This window comes from Paenibacillus sp. FSL R7-0163, assembly GCF_037969975.1.
In the GTDB taxonomy this organism is placed as follows: domain Bacteria; phylum Bacillota; class Bacilli; order Paenibacillales; family Paenibacillaceae; genus Paenibacillus_AQ; species Paenibacillus_AQ odorifer.
Map to the genome: position 1 here is coordinate 3,692,356 of NZ_CP150224.1, position 21,081 is coordinate 3,713,436.

Annotated in this window: 22 protein-coding genes and 1 tRNA gene; 6 read left to right on the top strand and 17 right to left on the bottom strand. The window is 44.5% G+C overall.

Translation table 11 applies throughout. From position 1 onward, the window contains the following. Nucleotides 1–60 precede the first annotated feature (60 nt). The 9 genes from NST45_RS16465 to NST45_RS16505 all read right to left on the bottom strand — a co-directional run bounded on the left by NST45_RS16465 (nucleotide 61) and on the right by NST45_RS16505 (nucleotide 6,544). A complete protein-coding gene (locus NST45_RS16465) occupies nucleotides 61–468 on the bottom strand; it encodes a MerR family transcriptional regulator (protein WP_051491619.1) in 408 nt (135 codons plus the stop codon). Between the two features lie 154 nt (nucleotides 469–622). After that, complete coding sequence (locus NST45_RS16470) at nucleotides 623–1,066, bottom strand: DinB family protein (protein WP_036689438.1); 444 nt, start codon at nucleotides 1,064–1,066, stop codon at nucleotides 623–625. A gap of 3 nt (nucleotides 1,067–1,069) precedes the next feature. Next, entirely contained in the window at nucleotides 1,070–1,597 is a 528-nt protein-coding gene (locus NST45_RS16475) for a pyridoxamine 5'-phosphate oxidase family protein (protein WP_036689436.1), read from the bottom strand. Nucleotides 1,598–1,641: 44 nt separating this feature from the next. Continuing rightward, nucleotides 1,642–2,421, bottom strand: a complete 780-nt coding sequence (locus tag NST45_RS16480) for an ABC transporter ATP-binding protein (RefSeq protein ID WP_036689433.1) — start codon at nucleotides 2,419–2,421, stop codon at nucleotides 1,642–1,644. Between the two features lies 1 nt (nucleotide 2,422). Then, nucleotides 2,423–3,412: an iron ABC transporter permease gene (locus NST45_RS16485; RefSeq protein WP_051491618.1), complete on the bottom strand. Its 990-nt coding sequence runs from the start codon at nucleotides 3,410–3,412 to the stop codon at nucleotides 2,423–2,425. 16 nt (nucleotides 3,413–3,428) lie between these two features. After that, the gene (locus NST45_RS16490) at nucleotides 3,429–4,466 is read right to left on the bottom strand and encodes an ABC transporter substrate-binding protein (protein ID WP_051491617.1); all 1,038 of its coding nucleotides are present in this window, start codon (nucleotides 4,464–4,466) and stop codon (nucleotides 3,429–3,431) included. 233 nt (nucleotides 4,467–4,699) lie between these two features. Next, nucleotides 4,700–5,251 (bottom strand): GNAT family N-acetyltransferase, encoded by a 552-nt coding sequence (locus NST45_RS16495; protein ID WP_076214314.1) that lies wholly within the window; start codon nucleotides 5,249–5,251, stop codon nucleotides 4,700–4,702. 25 nt (nucleotides 5,252–5,276) lie between these two features. Further along, nucleotides 5,277–5,978 carry a hypothetical protein gene (locus NST45_RS16500; RefSeq protein WP_076214312.1) on the bottom strand — a complete coding sequence of 234 codons (702 nt, stop codon included), beginning with the start codon at nucleotides 5,976–5,978 and terminating at the stop codon, nucleotides 5,277–5,279. Nucleotides 5,979–6,172: 194 nt separating this feature from the next. After that, a complete protein-coding gene (locus NST45_RS16505) occupies nucleotides 6,173–6,544 on the bottom strand; it encodes a hypothetical protein (protein ID WP_051491616.1) in 372 nt (123 codons plus the stop codon). 166 nt (nucleotides 6,545–6,710) lie between these two features. Between NST45_RS16505 and NST45_RS16510 the strand changes: the two genes are divergently transcribed. Further along, a complete protein-coding gene (locus NST45_RS16510; protein ID WP_076140946.1) occupies nucleotides 6,711–7,958 on the top strand; it encodes a S8 family peptidase in 1,248 nt (415 codons plus the stop codon). Here the strand turns inward: NST45_RS16510 and NST45_RS16515 are convergent. Next, complete coding sequence (locus NST45_RS16515; RefSeq protein WP_036689424.1) at nucleotides 7,950–8,759, bottom strand: class I SAM-dependent methyltransferase; 810 nt, start codon at nucleotides 8,757–8,759, stop codon at nucleotides 7,950–7,952. The two genes, NST45_RS16510 and NST45_RS16515, sit on opposite strands and share 9 nt — an antisense overlap. A gap of 200 nt (nucleotides 8,760–8,959) precedes the next feature. On the opposite strand from NST45_RS16515, the gene NST45_RS16520 reads away from it, so the two are divergent. From NST45_RS16520 to NST45_RS16530, 3 genes are read left to right on the top strand one after another with little or no spacing between them, the layout of a single operon-like run. Beyond that, nucleotides 8,960–9,331 carry a GntR family transcriptional regulator gene (locus NST45_RS16520; RefSeq protein WP_036689422.1) on the top strand — a complete coding sequence of 124 codons (372 nt, stop codon included), beginning with the start codon at nucleotides 8,960–8,962 and terminating at the stop codon, nucleotides 9,329–9,331. Then, nucleotides 9,328–10,218, top strand: a complete 891-nt coding sequence (locus NST45_RS16525; RefSeq protein WP_076204727.1) for an ABC transporter ATP-binding protein — start codon at nucleotides 9,328–9,330, stop codon at nucleotides 10,216–10,218. The genes NST45_RS16520 and NST45_RS16525 overlap by 4 nt, the downstream gene beginning before the upstream one ends. Then, nucleotides 10,218–10,901 (top strand): hypothetical protein, encoded by a 684-nt coding sequence (locus NST45_RS16530; RefSeq protein WP_038569897.1) that lies wholly within the window; start codon nucleotides 10,218–10,220, stop codon nucleotides 10,899–10,901. Before NST45_RS16525 ends, NST45_RS16530 begins: the two co-directional genes overlap by 1 nt. A 935-nt stretch (nucleotides 10,902–11,836) precedes the next feature. Here the strand turns inward: NST45_RS16530 and NST45_RS16535 are convergent. Next, nucleotides 11,837–11,920, bottom strand: a tRNA-Leu gene (locus NST45_RS16535). Between the two features lie 182 nt (nucleotides 11,921–12,102). On the opposite strand from NST45_RS16535, the gene NST45_RS16540 reads away from it, so the two are divergent. Further along, complete coding sequence (locus NST45_RS16540) at nucleotides 12,103–12,549, top strand: hypothetical protein (RefSeq protein WP_051491615.1); 447 nt, start codon at nucleotides 12,103–12,105, stop codon at nucleotides 12,547–12,549. 96 nt (nucleotides 12,550–12,645) lie between these two features. Here NST45_RS16540 and NST45_RS16545 read toward each other — a convergent pair whose 3' ends face one another. The 3 genes from NST45_RS16545 to NST45_RS16555 form a co-directional block, all read right to left on the bottom strand. Beyond that, a complete protein-coding gene (locus tag NST45_RS16545) occupies nucleotides 12,646–12,864 on the bottom strand; it encodes a hypothetical protein (protein WP_036689413.1) in 219 nt (72 codons plus the stop codon). Between the two features lie 115 nt (nucleotides 12,865–12,979). Next, entirely contained in the window at nucleotides 12,980–13,297 is a 318-nt protein-coding gene (locus NST45_RS16550; protein ID WP_036689410.1) for a hypothetical protein, read from the bottom strand. A gap of 101 nt (nucleotides 13,298–13,398) precedes the next feature. Beyond that, the gene (locus NST45_RS16555; protein WP_038569895.1) at nucleotides 13,399–13,971 is read right to left on the bottom strand and encodes a xanthine phosphoribosyltransferase; all 573 of its coding nucleotides are present in this window, start codon (nucleotides 13,969–13,971) and stop codon (nucleotides 13,399–13,401) included. Nucleotides 13,972–14,167: 196 nt separating this feature from the next. On the opposite strand from NST45_RS16555, the gene NST45_RS16560 reads away from it, so the two are divergent. Then, nucleotides 14,168–15,289 carry a membrane protein gene (locus NST45_RS16560; RefSeq protein WP_038569894.1) on the top strand — a complete coding sequence of 374 codons (1,122 nt, stop codon included), beginning with the start codon at nucleotides 14,168–14,170 and terminating at the stop codon, nucleotides 15,287–15,289. Here NST45_RS16560 and NST45_RS16565 read toward each other — a convergent pair. The 3 genes from NST45_RS16565 to NST45_RS16575 are packed head-to-tail and all read right to left on the bottom strand — an operon-like array spanning nucleotide 15,276 to nucleotide 21,000. Continuing rightward, entirely contained in the window at nucleotides 15,276–18,515 is a 3,240-nt protein-coding gene (locus tag NST45_RS16565; RefSeq protein WP_339823225.1) for an AAA family ATPase, read from the bottom strand. The two genes, NST45_RS16560 and NST45_RS16565, sit on opposite strands and share 14 nt — an antisense overlap. Beyond that, nucleotides 18,505–19,857 carry a DNA repair exonuclease gene (locus NST45_RS16570; RefSeq protein ID WP_339823227.1) on the bottom strand — a complete coding sequence of 451 codons (1,353 nt, stop codon included), beginning with the start codon at nucleotides 19,855–19,857 and terminating at the stop codon, nucleotides 18,505–18,507. Before NST45_RS16570 ends, NST45_RS16565 begins: the two co-directional genes overlap by 11 nt. A 6-nt stretch (nucleotides 19,858–19,863) precedes the next feature. Next, nucleotides 19,864–21,000, bottom strand: a complete 1,137-nt coding sequence (locus tag NST45_RS16575; RefSeq protein ID WP_036689393.1) for a glycosyltransferase family 4 protein — start codon at nucleotides 20,998–21,000, stop codon at nucleotides 19,864–19,866. Nucleotides 21,001–21,081 lie beyond the last annotated feature (81 nt).

Below are 21,081 nucleotides of genomic sequence, written 5' to 3' on the forward strand. Positions count from 1 at the left end.
TCCCTCCTACAATTCTTTTCAACTCAGATTGTAAAGTCTGTAGGAGACTACAAGGTCAAGTTAAGAATCCATTTTTAGGATTTCGAGCGTGGACTGTACGCCTGGATGTTTATCTGTGGCTAACAAATTTTTTCTCAAATCTGCGAGGGCTGTTAGTTTTATTTCCTGTTTTGCAATTTCGCCACGAACTCGATCCATTTTCTTATCCACAACAGTTACAAAATCATCTATGCTAATGCCGCTGCTTTCAGATTTAGTGAGTGCCTTCTTGATTTCCTTTAAAGTGAAACCACACAGTTTAGCATTATGTATAAAAACAAGTCGGCTAAGCACCTCATCCGAATAAAGACGATAACCAGCTTCTGAACGTAAGGGAGTGCTAATTAATCCGAGCTCTTCATAATACCTTAACGTCTCCATATTCACATTCGCCATTTTAGCAATTTGGCCTCGCAAGTATTCTGTCATAATCAGCGCCCCCTTAGAATCCCCTATATTATACCAAACAGAGGCTGCAGAGGACATCAAAGGGACATCAAAAGAACGTCAACAAGTAACCAAGCTCCCTTTTAAAAACTCCTTATTTACGCACAAAAAAAACGACATTTCTGCCGTTTTCTCATCAATCATTTCCCAATTTACTCACTTCACTTCGGACTGCATTTTTCTGTATAAGCGAAATCTGTCCGGCATGAATGCCTGTATGATACATAAGCCTGCCTATCGCTTCAAGCGGTGTAGATGTGCCAAAAGCCGACTCCACACTCACATGCCACGCTTCTTCCGGAAATTCCTGCATCGCAGCAGTTAGATTCTCATTGGAAACAGTCAGCAGATCAACGAGTTCATTCAATGTAGAATATGCCGCCTTGTCGCTTTGAGGATTAGGTCTTGCAAAAAAACACTCTGCGAACATAAACTCAACTTCCGCATTATGCTGAATTAATCCCCCAATCGTAGAGTTCCCTAGCTTAAGGTTAAGATCCTCTTCCGGCAATGCCTTCACCATTTTATGAAATCGCGTTTGCACCGCTTGCCAGATTGGCAACACTAAAGTGAAAGTCATAGATTATTTGCTCCCTTGTACAGTGGCTTCTTCGTCTTTTTTCTTGTCGATCACCACATGGTTGAACAGGTTCGCATCTACGTCGATGTCAAAGGCCAAACCAAAACCAACAACATAACGCCCTTGGAGAGGGGTCAATTCAAACAATGAAAAATCCAATCCACGCAGCAAATTCACCATTGCCGCCCCATGATCAGCATTAAACAATTCAAAGATCTCCTCATGCCCGTCATTCCCGATATTGCTTGAAGTGCAATTCCACCGCACACGCTCCGTTGCAAATTTATTATTCGTTGCAGACTCATCTGCAATTAGAAGCGCATCTACAAACTCGTTATTTTCCATATATCGGTAATGCTCGGCGATCTTACTAATGTAAATATAAAGTTTGCCTTCATGCTTAACAAAAGGAGCATAGCTGATAAAAGGTTTTCCTTCGTCATCTATTAAGCTCAAAATCAGATTTTTACGATTCGCAATAAATTGCAAATAGTTTTCTTTATTTTTCTCTACATCTACAGGCTTCTTCATTATAATATCCCTCCATTAATAGGTTATGTAATCTAGCCACGAATCTAGCGAACGGTACTTAGCAAATGAATACGAGGTTTCGTCTCTGCAGGAACATATTGAACTTCGGCATCCATTCGGTATATATTCCGGATCATATCGGTTGTCATAACTTCATTTGGTGTCCCATACATCGCTTTTTCACCCGCCTGCACCACAACAATACTGTCACTATAGGTAGAGGCTTGATTGAGGTCATGCAACACCATCACGACGGTCATCCCCATGTCTTGATTTAGCTCACGTACTAGCTCAAGAACTTCATGCTGATGCGAAATATCCAAGTAAGTGGTCGGTTCGTCAAGCAACATAACCAAAGGGCGCTGCGCCAAGGCCATAGCAATCCAAGCACGCTGTGATTCACCACCGGATAACGAGGAAACTGCTCGATCCTTATAATCCTTTAAATGTGTCTTTTCCAGTGCCCAGTGGACAATCTCCATATCCTCATGATTTAATTTTTCGAACCATTTTTTATGAGGATACCTTCCATAGGAGACGAGATCGATCACGGTCATATCATTAGGCGCTTGGTTCTTCTGGCTCAGCATGCACATTTTTCGAGCCACTTGTTTGGCAGTCATGGACTTTAGATCCGTACCCTCGAGTGTGACCGCACCCGTATGATATGGAATTAGTCGTGATACCGCCTTAAGTAATGTAGATTTACCTGAACCGTTTGGTCCTATAATCGAGACGATTTCACCCTTTTTTACGGAAAAAGAGAAGTTGTTAATAATGTTTTTCTGCTCATACCGAATCGAAATAGAGTCGACAGTAAACATGTTAGAACGCCTTCTTTCTCATCAGGTATAGAAAATATGGTCCACCGATCACCGCCATAAGGATACCCGCAGGAATATCTAAAGGTGCAAATAAGGTACGTCCACCTGTATCTGCTATCAACAATACCAATGCTCCAAGTCCCATACTCATCGGCAAAAGAAATTTATAGTCTGAACCCACCAACAATCGAGCCATATGTGGCACAACAAGTCCAACAAAGCCAATCATCCCTATAGCCGCTACAGAGATAGCCGCTAGAAATACTGCCAGCAAGGAAAGTAGAATACGAATTCGATCCACATTTTCACCTAAATTCGAAGCCACCTGATCGCCTAAACGTATAATATTCGCCTTGCGGATCGCGAAAAAGGATAAGATCCAGCCTGCAATGGCATACGGGAAAACCATCATCAAGGCATTGTTCCCTTTTGCAGCCAAACTGCCGTTCAACCATTGGACTGCTGCCGGAAGTCTGTCGCTGTACATGATGGTCAGGAGTCCTATTAATCCCCCGCAAAGAGCATTCACAGCAACTCCTGATAAAATAATAGTGATCGGCGAAATGCCGGTTCTTCTCCACGCTAATGCATATACAATCCCTGCAGCGATTAGTCCACCAACAAAAGCCGCAATTGGAATAAACTCCGTATATTGTGGTGCTGCAAGCATAATGACAAGCACACATGCAGCCGCTCCACTCGTTACACCGGTCAATCCTGGATCAGCAAGTGGGTTGCCCATCACAGCTTGCAGCAGAGCGCCTGAAACCGCGATATTTGCCCCAATGATCATCGCCAGTAATACACGCGGCAAACGAATATCCCATATGATGGTGGCATTCACCGCTTTTGCCGCTGACCCAAAGATTGTGCTTAGGATGTCTGGTATGGGGATGTATACTGAGCCTAGTCCAATCGCAATTATGGCGGCAACGAGCGCAAGTGCTAACGTTACAATAACAATAATTCTGCTACGAGATGTATTTATCACTTGCTGTCTCCTTTAATTATTCATAGAAGTATTTTGCAATTTCGGTTAAGGCTGTCTCGGCGTTAAGGATCGAAGTAACACCGAATACGCTGTAATCTAGAATGTTGATTTTGTTGTTTGCATAAGCTGAGAGCTTTGTCCAAGTTTCATTTTTCTCTATTTCTTTTTTGAACTTATCCTCTGTCGCTCCGTGGTCGCCTGAAGCGAGTACGAGAATGATGTCTGGATCAGCGGCTACAATGTTCTCCATATTAATAGGTGAGTAAGTGTCAGTAACTTGCAATACAGAAGTTGCGATGTTATCAGCACCAAGCTTTTTCACCAAGCTACCTAAATAAGATTTCTCACTCATGACCATAAAAGAATCCGCGGTTCCGATTACGAGCAGCACGCTTGGCAGCTCTTTGCCTTCGGCTAATTGACTCAGCTCATTTTCTTTGTCCAAGATCTTAGTTAAAGCAGCATTCATTTCATCTTTTTTATTAAAATAAGTGCCTAAAACTTTGAGGCTAAGCTTTAAATCCTCGAATGATTCTGTTCTCAAATATGCTTTTTGTAGGTCGATTCCTTCTAGCGATTTGTCTAATGTGCTGCGAAGTGATTCCGCTCCCAGCAGCAAGTCTGGTTCAAGTTTTGTCACTACTTCCAGATCCGGTGCCATAGGAGATCCAATACGATCAATTGTTTCGAAATCAGCAGGGATTGGATTCGTTGAAGTAGGTACACCTACCGGTGTTATGCCGAGCAAATAAAGCATTTCTGTTAACGGTACAGAAGTTGTTACAATACGCTCCGGTACTGTAGAAGGGAATTGGCTTAAGGCTTCGTTGAACAACGTTTCATCCACACCATCATTCTCCAGACTGTACACCTTGCCGGCAGCTTCCGCTGTATTCGCTACTTCTGTTGTATTTGCTGCATTCGCTTCTTTCGATTCATTAGCAGTTGTATTCGTTACTGCTTCATTTTTTCGATTGTCCGTTGTATTAGTAGACGAACAAGCAGTCATTGCAGTAACCGCTGCAACAACCAGGAGTACTAATAATTTTTTCAAAATCTATCCCTCCGAATATGTATATTTATACGTTTCATGTAGTGATAATGATTTTCATTTTCAATCATCGATTCCTATGATAATCGTTATCAATGAGAAGTGTCAAGAATTTTATTTAAATTTTAAATAAGAAGGGATTTCATTATTGTCCGTTGAAGCGGACTAGCATTTCTAATAAAAAAAGCCACGCCCAATGGGCGTGACTTCAAATAGTGGTGTATGAAATCCAAGCGTTAGTCAGTAGCTCTCGTATTTAAAATCCCATAATGAATAAGGTCCACAAACTCATTTTCTTTATAAATATGCTGTAACAAAACGCCTTCTTTCAGCATGCCAGATTTTTGCATAACCCGTCCCGAACCAGGATTTGTAGCAAAGAATCTGGCATACACTTTGTGATAATGTTTTTCTGTAAAAGCAAAATTAATGACCGCTTTTGTTGCTTCTGTAGCATATCCATTACCCCAGTGTTCCTCACCTATCCAATATCCAAGCTCGCCGTTTCTGTGTGTCCGGTTATTTCTCAGTCCTATAGCACCATACAGCTCGTTTGTATTTTTATCAGTAATAGCGAATTCATATGAATTATCATTATTGAACTCATCTTCATGTGTTTCAATCCATGATAACGCACATTCAATGGGGTATGGATAAGGTAGAGTTAATGTACTTTTGTAAACATTATAATTATTGCAGAGCTCACTGACACGCTGTGCATCAGACAATGCAAAAGGTCTTAAAATCAATCTTTCAGTAGTAATTGTTCTCTTCTCTGGATTGTACAATGGTATCCCCCCGTTAAACTAAATATTATAAAACAAATACAAGCCAGATAAACAGAAAACTTGGCCACCACTGCTTACCCGCTTTCACAAACAGCCAGCCAAACACCAAAGAAAAAGCAGTAATATACAAGCCGCTTTGCAGACCATGTGTCAAATGACCTAATCCCCAAGTCAGCATTAAACCTATTCCGCCATAAGGAAGAGAAGGATTCTTAAACCATACTTCTCCTGCAGACTGCATTAGCGCAACCAATAGTACAACTAGTACAGCTTCCACAATGTAATATATGTTTTGAACCAAGGCAACCCATACGCCCATAAAACCATGTTCTAACTTGAAGTTTTCATATTCTCTATAAATCTGTGGAATGCTCTCCCCATTAATCCAAAATTCCAACACAGCGAACAAAAAGCTTGATATAAAAGCTACAATTAACAAAGGAATGACCTTAGAGCTCCAACGCAAAGATATTACCTTTTCAATCAACTTCCTCTTCCTGAACCAAAGTAGAAATATCATAGCTCCAACTGACCACAATATGGTGACTATGCTCCAATGAACAACTAGTACGTACCAAGGGCTGACAAAAAAGTCGTCTATATTAAACAAATCCCCCCATAACCATTGATCTAATCCCATGATGAACATATCCATTCCTAACATTAAAAATACAAGCAGTCCTAATAAAAAATATTGAATACCTGATATATTCCCTTTTTCTTTCACGAAACCTCTCACCCGCCTTATGTCCATTTTTGTACTATATTCCCAAAATTATGATGCTGAAAGTATGGCATCCCCCCATTCTGTTTGTCTGTAACAAATCACTCACTTGAATCAAAGTTAGAAAAATACATAAAAAAAAGCACGCATCGATATAAAATCGACACATGCTGTTTACTTGACCTGGCTTGTCCAAACTAGAATCTAGCCACAAAAAATTCGCGGTCTGCGGGAACGTTAAAACTTCTTATAGTAGCTCCACTCTCATCTCTTAAAGTGAGAAGATAAGGTACTGATGTTAAGGTACTAATTGTTGGGAATCTAACTACACCAAATTCGTCAAAATCAGCAGTTACCGTTGTAGTTCCAGCTCTCAATGAAGCTGACCACCCCGTAGTATCTTTAGGTGTACCCGTTGCATTTGTACCAATAGCAACAACAATAAATCTATCCAGAGTCTGTCTAATTCTACGTTTCTTTCTCGTAGGAGCTGCTTTCGCTTTTTTAGCCGCGAGAACTTTGCTAGCCATAACTGCTTTCTTGTTAACTGGTTTTTTAATAATTGCCATTTACTTCACCACTTTCTTTTTAGGATACGTTAGTAAATGCAAGAATCGTAATGTTTGACCTCTCTTTCACCTACAAATCTGAAAATGTGTTAAATCCTAGTTTCATAGTTTCGTGTCCACTAGCTCTGCAGTGCATATAATACCTTCAAGAGGTGATTCATTACTAATGAACGGTCAAAAATGGCTAGAGCAATATCATTCGAAAATGCACCATTCTTTGAGAAAAAGAGTTCAACGTTCCTATCTTCCAGCACATAAAGCAAATTCCATTCCAGTTATCATTAAATTCAAACAAAAAATAACTACAGCCCAGCTACAGTCTTTACAAAACCATTTAAAATCCCACGACCTTCCGATCAGACATCATCTTCACCTGCTCAATTCGATATCATCCAAAGTTTCAAAGAACTGCCTGAACCGGATGTGCCGCTGGGATGGTATCGAAAAAATTTATTTGGATCAAGTCAAAAAAACATCCCTTAATATAGCGACACCATCCATTGGTTCCACAGCTGCCCAAAAGAAAAAGCGGCTTACCGGAAAAGGGATTAATATTGCTATTCTTGATACAGGGGTGTATCGGCACCCTGACCTGTTTCGCCCTGTTAACCGCATAGTTGCTTTTAAAGATTTTATCAATCATAGAAAACAGCCCTATGACGATAACGGCCATGGAACTCATATCGCAGGGGATGCAGCAGGCAACGGTTGGATGAGTAAAGGAAAATACAAAAGCCCTGCTCCAGAGGCAGGGATAGTAGGTGTCAAAGTACTCGATAAAAATGGCGATGGATATGATTCCACAATCATTAAAGGAATTGAATGGTGTATTGCGAATCGGAGAAGACTTAATCTTCGTATTCTTTCGATGTCATTCGGAGGTAAGGTGAATCTTCCTTGTTCAGATGATCCACTCTGCCAAGCTGTAGAAAAAGCAATTAAAGCCGGACTGAACGTTGTAATAGCAGCTGGAAACAGCGGACCGGGACGCAGTACGATCGAATCTCCAGGGATTAGTCCTTCAGCAATTACTGTCGGTGCAGTGGATGACCGTCGCACGCTCACGCAAGCGGACGACCGAATCACTTGGTTCTCCAGTCGTGGACCCGCACCGGGAGGAAGGAAGAAACCGGATCTCGTTGCTCCAGGCGAAACGATCATCTCCCTTCGTGCCCCACGATCCAAGCTGGATCGCGAGCTTCCTTATTTGCGGATAGCTAAAGATTACTTTGTACTGTCCGGTACCAGTGTCTCAACACCTATCGTCTCGGGTGTGATCGCGCAATTACTCCAGAAGAACCCTTCTCTTACGCCTAAGCAAGTAAAATCCATACTAAAAAAGAACACGTTTCGCCTTAAACTAAGTCCTAACACAGCAGGATGCGGTGAGATCAATGCGCGGTTTTTATCGTAAATCCGCTTCTTTTTTAAAGGCAGTAATGATTGAAACCGACAATTCCTCTGTAAATATACCTGTAGGCTCTATTTCTAATAAAGCTGATTTCATATCATCTTCAAAACGTTCTAAGTTATCTCTAAATAATCGCTTAGAGGCATAAGACGTAGAATACAAATTTCCTAGAATAGAATCAACAGTCCAAGTGATGGAATAACTCGATAACACCTGTCTTTCAACATCTGTAAAACTGGATCGCTTTACAACATCCTCATGTCTTTCTTGTGGATGTCTATATGTACTGTTCCCGGCTATTCTTTCGTCACCCAACCAGCGTTTCACTACTTCATCTACCTTTTGTTGCCAAGGTAACGGTTCTTGTTGTTCATTAAAAGTATCAATTACAGCAATACCGCCGTTATCATCTAAACTGTGATAGAGAATTTCAAGAATGGATTCTCGGTCCATCCAGTGAAACGCCTTAGCCATCATGATGAGACGAAAGGAACCCCAGTCATTGGATAGTTCTTCCGCTCTCCCCTGTTGCCAGCTAACATTCTCAACCCTGTTGTACTTTGATAACAGCTTTGCTTCTTCTAGCATCTCTAGTTCAGTATCTACGCCAACAATTTTTTCGAACCAATCCGTAAACCTTTGCGCTAACTGCCCAGTACCACAACCTAAGTCTAGCAACCGGCCCTCTCCGTTAAGTGAGAATTTGTTCACTAGATATCGAATCAGTGAGGACGGATATAGCGGGCGATATCTGGTGTAATAGCTTGCAGTATCTTTGAACAGATCCGGACCATAATCATTCATAGCTGAACTCCCCCTTCTTTTTTACCAAGGACAAAATCATAGCATTTATGTAATGCAAATAAAAGGCTATCCAGAGCATTCTGGGCAGCCTTTATTTATGTGGATACAGCCCAAAATAATTAAAAAATATTGACAATTAACTTCGTTGCATATATGGTTAATTACATAACTAACTAACCAATGAAGTTGGCGGTGAATACATGGGAAACTTAATGGATGATACACGACCGATATTTATGCAGATCGCCGAACGAATAGAAAATGACATCATCGAAGAAACACTGCTGGAGGAGTCACAAGTTCCTTCGACAAATCAGTTTGCTGTTTTCTACCAGATCAATCCGGCTACGGCTGCGAAAGGTGTGAATTTGCTTGTGGATCAAGGGATATTGTACAAAAAACGAGGAATCGGTATGTTTGTAGCTTCTGGAGCGCGTGCAGTATTGATGGAGAAGAGAAAAGAACAATTTTATGAACAGTATGTAGTAACCATGATCCGTGAAGCTGAAAAATTAGGAATTACGTTGGATCAATTAACAATTATGATTCAGAGGGGAGACAACAAGTCATGAATGAAGTCGTTGAAATCAAAGGATTGACTAAGTCATACGGAAATGTCACTGCCATCCATGAACTCAGTTTTTCTTTGGAGAAAAATAAGATATACGGGCTACTCGGCAGAAACGGTGCAGGAAAAACCACAATAATGCATATGATCACAGCTCAGCTTTTCCCTACAAGTGGTGTCCTGAACGTATTTGGTGAACATCCGTACGAGAATAACCGGGTTCTCAGGCAGATTTGCTTCATTAAGGAAAGCCAAAGGTATCCGGACACGTACCGAATCATCGATGTACTGGAGGTATCCGAATTATTTTTCCCAAACTTTGATCGGGAATATGCTCACTCTTTAATCAAGGATTTCAATCTGCCATTAAAAAGAAGAATAAAAAAGCTGTCCCGAGGTATGCTCTCGGCTGTAGGAATTGTAGTAGGTCTAGCCAGCCGTGCTCCACTTACCATTTTTGACGAACCCTATTTAGGTCTTGATGCAGTAGCTAGAAGCCTATTTTACGATCGCCTAATTGAAGATTATGCTGAAAATCCACGTACGGTTGTTTTGTCCACCCATTTGATCGATGAAGTAAGTCAGCTTTTAGAGCATGTTATCGTCATCGACAACGGCAAGCTAATAATTAACGAAGATGCTGAAACCCTTCGCGGGCAAGCTGTTACGGTAATCGGCGCGACAGCGAAGATCGAAGATTTTATCGACGGCAAACAAGTCATCTCCCGCGAGTCTTTTGGCGGATTGCTTACAGCCACCATTATCGGCTTCAACGTGAAGGATCAAGCACATGCTGAAAAGTTAGGCTTAGAAATCTCACCTGTATCTTTACAGCAATTAATTGTTCATCTCACAAATAAAAAATCTCTAGGAAAGGAAGTGACCGTGTAATGAATCCTACGGCAGGTATGTTAAAAATGCATTTCAGAGATAAGTGGTTATGGTTGTATACGCCTTGGGTAATCTTGTTATCCAGCTTCTTGGTAAATGTCATCGTCGCTTCTTTCCTCCAAGAACCGATTTATACCGGCGGTCTGGTTTCTATCTTCATTTATATGTTAATCACCGGTATACTCATTTTGGTGCAGACCTTCCCCTTTGCTCTGGGCTTAAGCCAACGAAGAACGGATTATTTCATAGGCACTTCCTTAATGGCTATTATAACTAGCGCCGTCTACTCAATTCTCCTCTACCTGCTCTCCATCATTGAAAGCAAACTGACAGGTGGCTGGGGTTTGGAACTACATTATTTTCATTTGCCCTATTTAAATGATGGTAATGCCCTCGAACAGCTATGGATGTATTTTGCGCTCTTTCTGCATATGTTTTTTCTGGGGCTAATGATATCCAGCATCTTCCGGAGATTTGGCCGAAGCGGTTTGTTCATTTTCTCAGGGGTTACGTTTATCCTGTGCAGTCTCGGCGTATTGTTAATGACCTATAATCAGTGGTGGGTAGACCTCTTTAACTGGTTTGCTGGATATACCGCATTTGAACTTGCCTTGTGGTCCATGCCTCTGACAGTCGTGTACGCTCTTTTATCGTTTTTGATGCTGCGTAGAGCAACCGTGTAATTCATTATCCTATAAAAAAACAGGTGTGTCCCAATAGCCATGCAATGGTTGCTGGGTGCACCTGTTTTATTTCGGGTCTTAGACTTTGATCTAGACAACAAACTTCATTGGATTCAAGCATAGTTGCGCGCGCGAAGTTGCTATGGGACTCAGCGGGTTAAGTAGCGTAGAAGCAAAATTCAGTGTCACTATTGCAGATAGCGAAGGACCAAAACACAGATTAGTATTTCGCCAATCTGCGCGTACGAAGGCGCTATCGGACTCAGCGGGGCGAGTAGCTTAAAGCAGAACGTAGTGCCTCTATTGCAGATAGCGAAGGACCAAAACACAGATTAGTATTTCCCAATCTGCGCGTACGAAGATGCTATCGGACTCAGCTGACCTTATTCGCAGCTTTAGAGCACATTTGGATTCCTATCGGACCCCACAGTCGCTATCGGCATAAAAAACGCCAAATTCGATCCTTTTCCTATGCGATAGCTGCACTGGGGTCCGATACTTTGCTCAAAAGGTGATAAATGAGCAAATAACGTCAGCTGGGTCCGTAAGCCTTAGGTGATGATGATTCCGCGGGGTGAGTAGCTTAGAAGTAAAACACAAATTAGTATTTCTCCAATCTGCGCGTACGAAGATGCTATCGGACTCAGCTGACCTTATTCGCAGCTTTAGAGCACATTTAGATTCCTATCGGACCCCACAGTCGCTATTGGCATAAAAAACGCCAAATTCGATCCTTTTTCCATGCAATAGCTGCACTGGGGTCCGATACTATGCTCAAAAAGCGATAAATGAGCAAATAGCTTCATCTGGGTCCGTAAGCCTCAGGAGATGTTTCTTAAAGATTTCTTTCGCTTAAGCACTACCGTCTGCTGAAAAACACAAAAAAAAGGATTATAAAACTGCTACTGGAGCAGTTCTATAATCCTTCTTAGCTATGCGGTCAAGAGGACTCGAACCTCCACGATATTGCTACCACTGGCACCTGAAGCCAGCGCGTCTGCCAATTCCGCCATGACCGCGTATTATAATGACTCGCTTATTGCGGTCACAAGATAGATCATACCACGCTGAGAATCCAACGTCAATATATTTCCGTCATTTTCTTATCATTCATTAATTTATGGATAATTATTGCTTTTGTTGCCGAATATAAGGTATAATGAGAACAAAAGTTCGCATAATATAAATGAGGTGATTTATAATGGCGACTACGAAGCTAAACACATCCATTATTGATGAAGAAGTAACTAAAGAAGAACTGTCCCTGGTCAGAAGCTATTTGCTGCTAACGTTTATTCATAAAGTTTTCGAACGCGACTGCCGTGTAATCAGTAGAAGCGGCCTGTTTAAGACCCCTCAGCTATATATGGAGCTCGTATCTGGTGCCACTAAGAAGACGTCACTAATGCTTCAAGAGGTTACGCGCGAGCTGAGCTCCCATGATTTGAAGATTACTACCGTTCGCCAAGATCAGCGAGGAGTCGAAGCATTATATTCCTGCAGAGGATTTCAAGGAGAGATGAATATATTATGGCCAGGCTTCCGTAGAGAAATGATGCTGCGCATGCGCGCGTATCTTGGACTGTCCACAGAACTCTCCATACTCTCCAGAGAAGAGAATGCGTCTGAACTTGCTCTAACTATATAGTCCCAAATGACATTACAGAAATAGCTCCCGCCCAGTAGGGCGAGGAGCTGTTTTGTATTATGAAGATTATTACTGCGGATATTATTACTGTAAAAATTATATATTATCCGGATCTTGTCTTGGTTCACTAAATGGCTGGAATAAATAATTGCGATCCAGCTTCACTACTCGTCTATTCTGACGACGTATCATCACCTGAGAATCATCCCATGCAAGAACTATCCCTTTTACGTCGTTACTTTCCAAGCCATCGCGCACTACACGAATTTTCTCACCGGAAATCCGGTAAGCATCCAATTGCTCATCGCTAATCATCATTAATCCCTCCTGTCATAGCTTGTCCTATTTAGTCTCAGAAAAAAGACCCAAATGATAAATCATCTGGGTCTCATGTAGGCAATTAACGACTTGCATGTCTACTAAAGCATTCTTATATCAGCGCTTCATTCTTCTCAAACCAGAAGTCAAGAACTTTAGCGGACATCACACGTTGCTCCAGATACTCCACTTGGTTAGTAGTGAATTTTTCCCTCCAAGGAAAGGATAACTCTTCACACAAACCTTTGATTGTCAGAAGCTCTGACCAGGCTACATAGCGTTTGTACCAAAAAAACTGAGGATGTTCAATCATATAGGGATACAGATCGTCGAATTCCGTGTGTTTGCAGTCCAGCGCACGCTCGAAATGATCCTTGGCCTCGGTTAATTTATCAATAAAAAATTGTTCAGTCACCGGTTCTTTCCCCATTGTGACGCCTCCTCCCTATGTCTAATTTTTATTATAAAGGAAAATCCATAGGGTGAAAAGCAGTTGTTTAAAAAATAGGCCTGTTCTTATTGCCAATTAGGTTATTCCCCAAATTCGATGGTGCCTCCATTTAGAGAGGTAATTCTTACGAGTGACTCCAGACGAATGCCTTGCTCTCTGATCGTCCGAGCCCCTGCCTGAAAGCTTTTTTCAACTACAACACCAAGACCAACTAGCTCAGCGCCAGAACGTTGAATGATCTTAATCAACCCACGCGCTGCATCACCATTGGCAATAATATCATCGATAAAGAGGATTTTATCCTCTGGAGAGATAAATTGGCGAGACAACATAATATCAGTAACGATACCTTTTGTAAAAGACGGAACTCTTTCGCAAAGCGCATCTGGATCAGCTAACAGAGTTTTTTTGCGGCGTGCAAAAACTAGCGGCACCTTTAATTCATACGCGGTGGCAAATGCCACGGCAATGCCCGAGGATTCAACGGTCACAATACGTGTAATTCCTGAGTCCGCAAACCTCCCGGCAAACTCCCGTCCCATTTCCATCGTAAGCTGTGGATCAACCTGATGATTTAGCAGTGCATCCAGCTTCAGCACTTCATCCGAAACGACGACACCTTCTTCCAAAATCCGCTGTTTCAACACTTCCATGACTTTGAACCTCCAATACCCTTTATAATCGCAGACATTCCGTACAAATTAATCACTGATCATAAAGCAATTACGACGGAAGTCATGTCCTACTGATCCTCATCATAACCTGTACTATACAGAGTACACAAGGTTATCCTGCATAGCACTCGTTATGATTTTTCTTTAGCTTCGTAAAACTATTAGGAGGGGAGCCATGAAATCACATGTCCGAACATTACAGATCGCTTTCACTTATATTGGCACCATTGTAGGAGCCGGATTCGCCACCGGACAGGAAATATTAAAATTTTTCACACGTTACGGGCACTGGGCAGTCCTGACCATCCTGCTCTCAACTATATTGTTCATATGGCTGGGTACAAAAATGATGGTCATTGCTCGGCGAATAGAAGCGGAATCCTATGAAGACTTTAACCGCCACCTCTTCGGGGAACAGGTCGGAAGCACCATCAGTTTGTTCACGATGGTCGTCCTGATCGGAGTAAATAGTATTATGCTTGCAGGGGCCGGCGCTATTTTTCAGGAGCATCTCGGACTTCATTATCAGACTGGACTAATTATCACGTTGCTTGGTTCATACTTTCTGCTAAAACGAGGGATTTCCGGTATTCTGCAAATGAACAGTATTGTTGTACCTTTAATGCTTACTCTGTCACTTATCATTATTTTTAATACTTTTCAAATTCCGGGAGCTGGACGGTTCCTGTTCCTTGATAACGATCGCTCTCTCTTTGGCGCATGGATGTCACCGCTGCTCTACACCGCCTTTAATTTAGGGATGGCACAAGCTGTTTTAGTCCCTATGGCTCGTCACACAGAGGAAGAAAAATCCCTTGTATGGGGCGGTATTATTGGGGGTACCGGGATTGGTTTTATGTTGATCGCCGCACATTTCGCAATGAGCTCACAGATGCCAGGGATTCTCAAATTTGAAATTCCGATGGGCAGCATCGCCGTCCGGTTGGGTACTGTAGTGCAAACTATATATCTCCTGCTGATCTTTTTGGAGATCTTCAGCACTTTTGTCGCCGATATTTATGGAGTAGCTGTACAGCTTAAGCAACGGCTTCCCCTATCAACCGCATTGATTACACCACTTCTGATGTTGGTCTGCTATTTACTGAGCCAGTTTGGCTTTAGTTCACTGCTCTCCGTGTTCTACCCAATCTTCGGAGGTTTATCATTGGTCTGGGCTGTCAAGCTGCTGCGCACGCCATGGTCCTCTCCACCAGGTAGTAATACTTCATCGAACTCAAAGGAGAAGGGGAACAGTCTCGTATCCGTAAAACCAATCACCCGAACTACACGGAAATAACCGCTGCTGTAGGAATCATACGTGCTGCCGCTTCCGCCACATGCTTGTGACAGGTCATCATCACAATCTGGCGGGAGATCGACAGTTCTCCAAGAAGTCCAAGCGCAGCATGAAGACGAGACTCATCAAAGTTAACGAAGAGATCATCGAATAACAGCGGCAGCGATACTTGCCGTGACATGGTCTCTGCCAATGCCAACCGGATGGCAAGATACAGTTGTTCTGCCGTCCCTCGGCTGAGCAGTCCGCTGTCTAGTAATCCCCCATTCTTATGTTCAGCTTTCAGCTCTTTATGCCCCAGTGTCATAACAACCCTTTTATATTCCCCTTCCGTCAGCTTGGAGAAATAATCTGAGGCAAGCAGTAATACCTGTGGCTGCTTCTCCTGCTCATACACACGACGAGTTCGCCCGATTAGTTCGGCAGTTATCGCTGCCACTGCATATTTATCAGCCACGATCCGCAAGGCTGCTCTCTGCTCTTCCAGTTGCTGAATATCGGAATCCTCCACGCAGCGCTCCTTCAGATACTCCCTTTCCTGAAGCAGCTTGCCTCGCTGCTCCAGCAGGGTGTTCCAACCCTCTTCCTGCCGTTCCATCAACTCTTCAGCCAATGACCGCTTCAGCTGCAATGCTTCCGCATCATGATGATTTAATAATTCCAGCAGAGCAGTAACTCGCTCTTCCTCCCAACCACCGAACATAACAAGCTCCCACTGGCGAATCGATTTATTCAGATCACTGCGCCGCTGCACAGCTGCTGACCTGCGTAAGAAGTCTTCTCCACCAGTCGCCCCACCTTCTTGTATCAGAAGCTCACGCTGTTCTCTCAGCTCACCTAATATCCTGTGGCTCTCCTTGAGTTCTTCATCCACATCTTGCAATCTTGACTGCATAGTTTCCCGGCGAATCAAGTCCTTTTTCAGATCATCCCACGCTCTTTTTCGCAGTTCCAGCCAGCTTAGTAAGGATAACGCAGATATTCGTTTCCCCTCTTGCGGATCTATTTCAAAACCAGCTGCCGCTACACCAGACTCGTCGCCAAGATCAGCACCCGACTCATAGATAAGTGTGAGCAGCTCCTCCTCAAACATGTTACATTCTGCTTCCAGCTCCTTCAATCGTAAGGAGAGTTTATTCTCTTGGCGCAGCAGCTCATTCCCTTGTTCAACCATAGCAAAAATATCCGGCAGTCCTTCAGGGGATAACCCTTCAGGCAGCCTGCGTTGGCGAAGCCATTCTTCATATTGCTCAGCAGTTTCCGTAAATGCCGCCTCCGCCCGGTGCATTTCTTCAGCGAGCAGCTTCTCTTGGCCTGCCAGCGTCTCCAGCTCCGTGCGGCAGGCATCACGCTCCGCGGCATAGCGTTCGATACGCTGCCGCCAAGCTGACCAAGCCTCCATCAGCCTGCGAAGCTCCCTCATGGAGGCCTCCAGCCCGCCTGCGTCAGGGCTGGACCCCGGGGCGGCCGTCCGCCGCCCCGGCACAACGCTCTCCGGCTCCGCCCCGGAGAGCAGCTGCCCCCGCAGCCGCAGCATCTCGGCTGCGGCTGCGCTGACGTCCCCGCCATGCTCTGGCGGGGACGATTCCTGCCGGCGCGCTCCGCGCAAGCCGGCCCAAAGGGCCAGATCGGCCGCGCCCAGCAGGCCGATCGCAAGCACGGCGCTGGCCGGCGGAGCACCGGTCAGCCACAGCACTGTGGGCAGCAGCACGGTTAGTGCTGCCCCAGCCCACAGCAGGCGCCGGTAGAGCGCGGCCATGCGCTTCGCGCCAAGGCCGTCACTTGCGGCGCCGCGCGCTGGCCCTTCGCTGAGCTGCGCTTCGCGCCAGCGTTCGGCCGCCTGCTGCAGCTCGTCCCACAGCTGCAGCACTTCACGGGCGCTGCGCGGAGCCAGCTGCGCAAAAGATTCCGCGCCGGTAGCGTGCTCACGCGCGAGCGCCCGTTCTGCCGCTTGGAGCGACGCTGAGGCAGCGGCCAAACGGGATCGCAACGACTGCCGCGTTGCACCCTCCGCCTCCATGCGGCGGTCATAACTAGCGAACGCCGCCGCAAACTTCCGTGCAGCTTCACGATCTGCCGCTGCACCGGAGAATGAAGTCAGCTCTGCAGGGCCCCAGCTCACATCAATGCCGCGCAGAATTCGCCGCAAATGCTCATTCAGCGCCGTTAATTCTCCCTCAAGCCGCTGTCTTTCCGTTCTACGGTTCTCATAACTGCTCCGATGCCGGTCCAGCCGCTCCAAAGCAGGCCCCTGCGCTGCTAATACTTCATCTGGAGGGTTCTTTGCCAGTTCAATAGTAAGCTCGCTTAGAAGACGTTCATAACGTACTACTGATCCCTGTGCATTACGAATTTCTCCTTCAAATGCCTGAAAGCGAGTTGCACCTTCTTCAGGAAAGGCTAAAATCAATGGCAATCCTTGCAGCTCTAGCTGAGCCTCGCTCCACTTTAACCACAGCTCACGGACTTCCTGTGCTTTTCGAAACATCACTAGCTGCTCTCCAGTGAGCTTACGCTGTTGCTCCAATTCATCTAGCTCCGACTCCGTTGCCCTCAATGCCACTATATTATCGTTATATCGCGGGAGATAAGAACGGCTCTCAACCATTTGGCGCTCAAGCTTTTCAATGGCTTGCACAACTTTTGCTGCTTCTTGCAGCTTGCCACGAGGTTTGTACAGCTTCTCAGCTTCCTGCACCAAACGGCGTTCCGCACGCATGATTGCACCTCCACCGCCCATACCTGCATGAAAAAGAAAGCTGCTCATCTCCTCAGATTGAAGGGCAGCAAGCTCCTGCAGCTCGTCCAGTGAAACTGCGAACAATTGCTGGAACATACTCCTAGAGATCCCCCCAAGTAAATGTCGTTCCATTTCAGCTTGTCCTAGCTCTTGAGTCGTTTCATTTGGATGATTTACTGTAATGTTCAGCTTTTCATTTCTTCCTGATCCCTCAGCACCTGAAGCAAAACGGCGAATGGTCCACAAACCATCATTACAGTCACGTATCTTCAGGGTCCCCCCATGCAATCCACCTTGCATAGGTTCATACCTTTCCAAGGGATTTCCACGGCTTGGAATTCCAAACAGCATAGAGCGTATGAATTGCAGTGTCGTACTTTTTCCTGCTTCATTACGCCCATAAAGTACGGTCACTCCCTGCGTTAAATGAATCTCTCGATTGTGAAGACGCCCGAAGCCATTGATATGCAAATGTTCAATTTTCATCGTTTTGCCCTCCGGCTTGTAGATACGAAAGACTTTCCGCCGCTTCAACAGTATCATCCATCCCACCAAGCATCGTGATCCCCTGCTCTGCTGCACCACGTAGCCAGCTCAACTTCTCTTCTTGACTAGTCATAGACAACAGCTTACGCAGCTCCTGATTCTCCAATAGCGGTTTAAGCGCACTATTTAATAGTTCTTCGAGCGCTTCCGGATAATGTTCCGTATGCTCTGCAATGCGCAGCATTTCTCCAAGAAAACTATCTTCTTCCAATAAGCGTTGGCGATCAATAGCTAAGCCGGACTCGATGGCGAACCCTTCGGTCCAGATAAGCCCTTTGTAATCTTTACGCTCAGCCCTAATCGCCTCACGGCGCTGGAGTTCTGACAGCAGATCCTCTGCCGCCCCTTTTTCAGCCAATACTTTATGTACGTCCCCTCGTCCAATCAGACGAAATCTGACCACCGACATGAGCTCCGGGAACTCCGCGCGGATGTCTTCAATAACCTGCTCCACTTTCTGTATCCATTCTGCTTCATTGCTTAATCCTTCTATAGATAGGTCTCTAACCTGCCAGCGAACGAAATCCAGTTCATGAAATTGCAGAGCGGATCTTCCAGCCTCATCTACATCCACAATATAACAGCCTTTAGCACCGGTTTCCTTAATGCTGCGCCCTTGTATATTGCCTGGATACACAATCACAGGCTTCTCATGCAGTACACTCCGTTTATGAATATGTCCAAGCGCCCAATAATCAAAACCCCGTTCGATAAGGTCCCTGCGACTGCAAGGAGAATAGGTCTCATGCAGCAAATCACCGTCTACATTGCCATGCAGCATCGCAATATGAAACAGGCGGCTGCCAGGTATACGAGAAAAGGTTTCAGCTGTGTTGTTCGTCACTTTCGCCGTTGGATAAGAGATTCCACTAACGATGGCAACTTCTTGGCCATCTATACGGCGGTAAGCTGTAGCGTGTTCTGGCTTCTCTCCGCCAAATACGGTAACATGCTTTGGCATTTCCGTTGTCAGACGCAGTCCGTCAAGCGGATCGTGGTTGCCATGAATCAGGAACACGTTAATCCCGTGCTCACCGAGTTCTTTGAGCGCTTCCTGAAATCGCAGCTGTCCCTGTAATGAAGCATCTGAAACATCGTACACATCTCCACTAATGACAATAAAATCAACATTTTCTTGGATCGCAACGCGGACAAGCCGCCCGAGGGCGGCAAAGGTAGACTCACGTAAATAAGCACGAATGGCTGGCGAAATATGCGCCAGCCCGGCAAAACGGCTATCCAGATGTAAATCAGCAGTATGCAGAAAGCGAAATGGAATCATAGCTGCTCACCCTTTCGTTCCTGAGGGATACTGTAAATAGGTTTTTTTAAGTTCATTAGCAACTCGTGTCAACGAATATAGGCTTTTTGCTTTATCCCAAGCGGAACGTGAAAGCTCATAACGATAAGCCGGATCAGATATCACCTTCTCTAATGCATCAGCAAGAGCAATCTCATCGTCCGGACTGACCAATAGACCATTCACACCATCTTCAATCTGCTCCGGTATTCCGCCCACATTTGTCCCCACTAAAGCCAGGCAGCTAAGTGCCGCTTCCGCAAACACTGAACCGAACGCCTCCGCCCGAGAGGGCAATACGAAAATATCAAAGAAAGGCATGAATTCTTCAGGGTGCAGCGTATATCCGTAAAAAATTGTTTCATTATAGATCCCTAAATGTTGGGCCATCTTTTCCAGATCCGCACGTGAAGGACCATCGCCAATAATATGCAGTACATACTCATGACCGCGATTTTTAAGCTCCGCGCAAGCTTTGAGTAATATATCTATTCCTTTAGCCGGAACCAGACGTGTCACGGTCACTAGCTGCGGAATAGCATTATCATGCGGAACAGGCTTAAATCTTTTTTCATCAAAACCATTCGGAATAACACCTATATTAGAAGGATCAATAATATAAGGGGCCACATAATCTGCAAAAGATCGCGACACCGTCATTAATCGATCACTAACATGCTCAAGCTCACGATAAAGTGAGACTAGAAAACGATGCTCCAAGCCATCCTCGGAAATCGCTCCATTTAGAATCAATTCCCGCTCGTAACTGGAATGCAGGGTATGAATTAACGGAGTATCAGGGAACACTTTTTTCATTGCTAAGCCCGCAATCGGATGATGAGAATGAATAAGATCATAGGGCTTACTCATCCGCAGTTTAGTCCACCATAAATAATCACGATAGGTCTGAATATATTTCTGAACGATCGGACTTTCTCCATACTGCGTCCAATCAAACGTCTCGAATATTACTTCCTCATGCCCCTTATTGCGAATCCGCTTAGGCAGCCAAAACAAATCCATCTCCCAACGGCTTGAACGGAATCTTTCCTGAAGATAAGGGATCATAGATGATACACCACCGGGTTGCTCCGGCGGGAAGAAGAGCGCTTGCAGCAAATTCATATGGTACATCCCCTTTACAATTGCCCTGTGTACTGTAAGACTTGGCAATTATGATATAGTTGAATATATGTAGAATTTCAG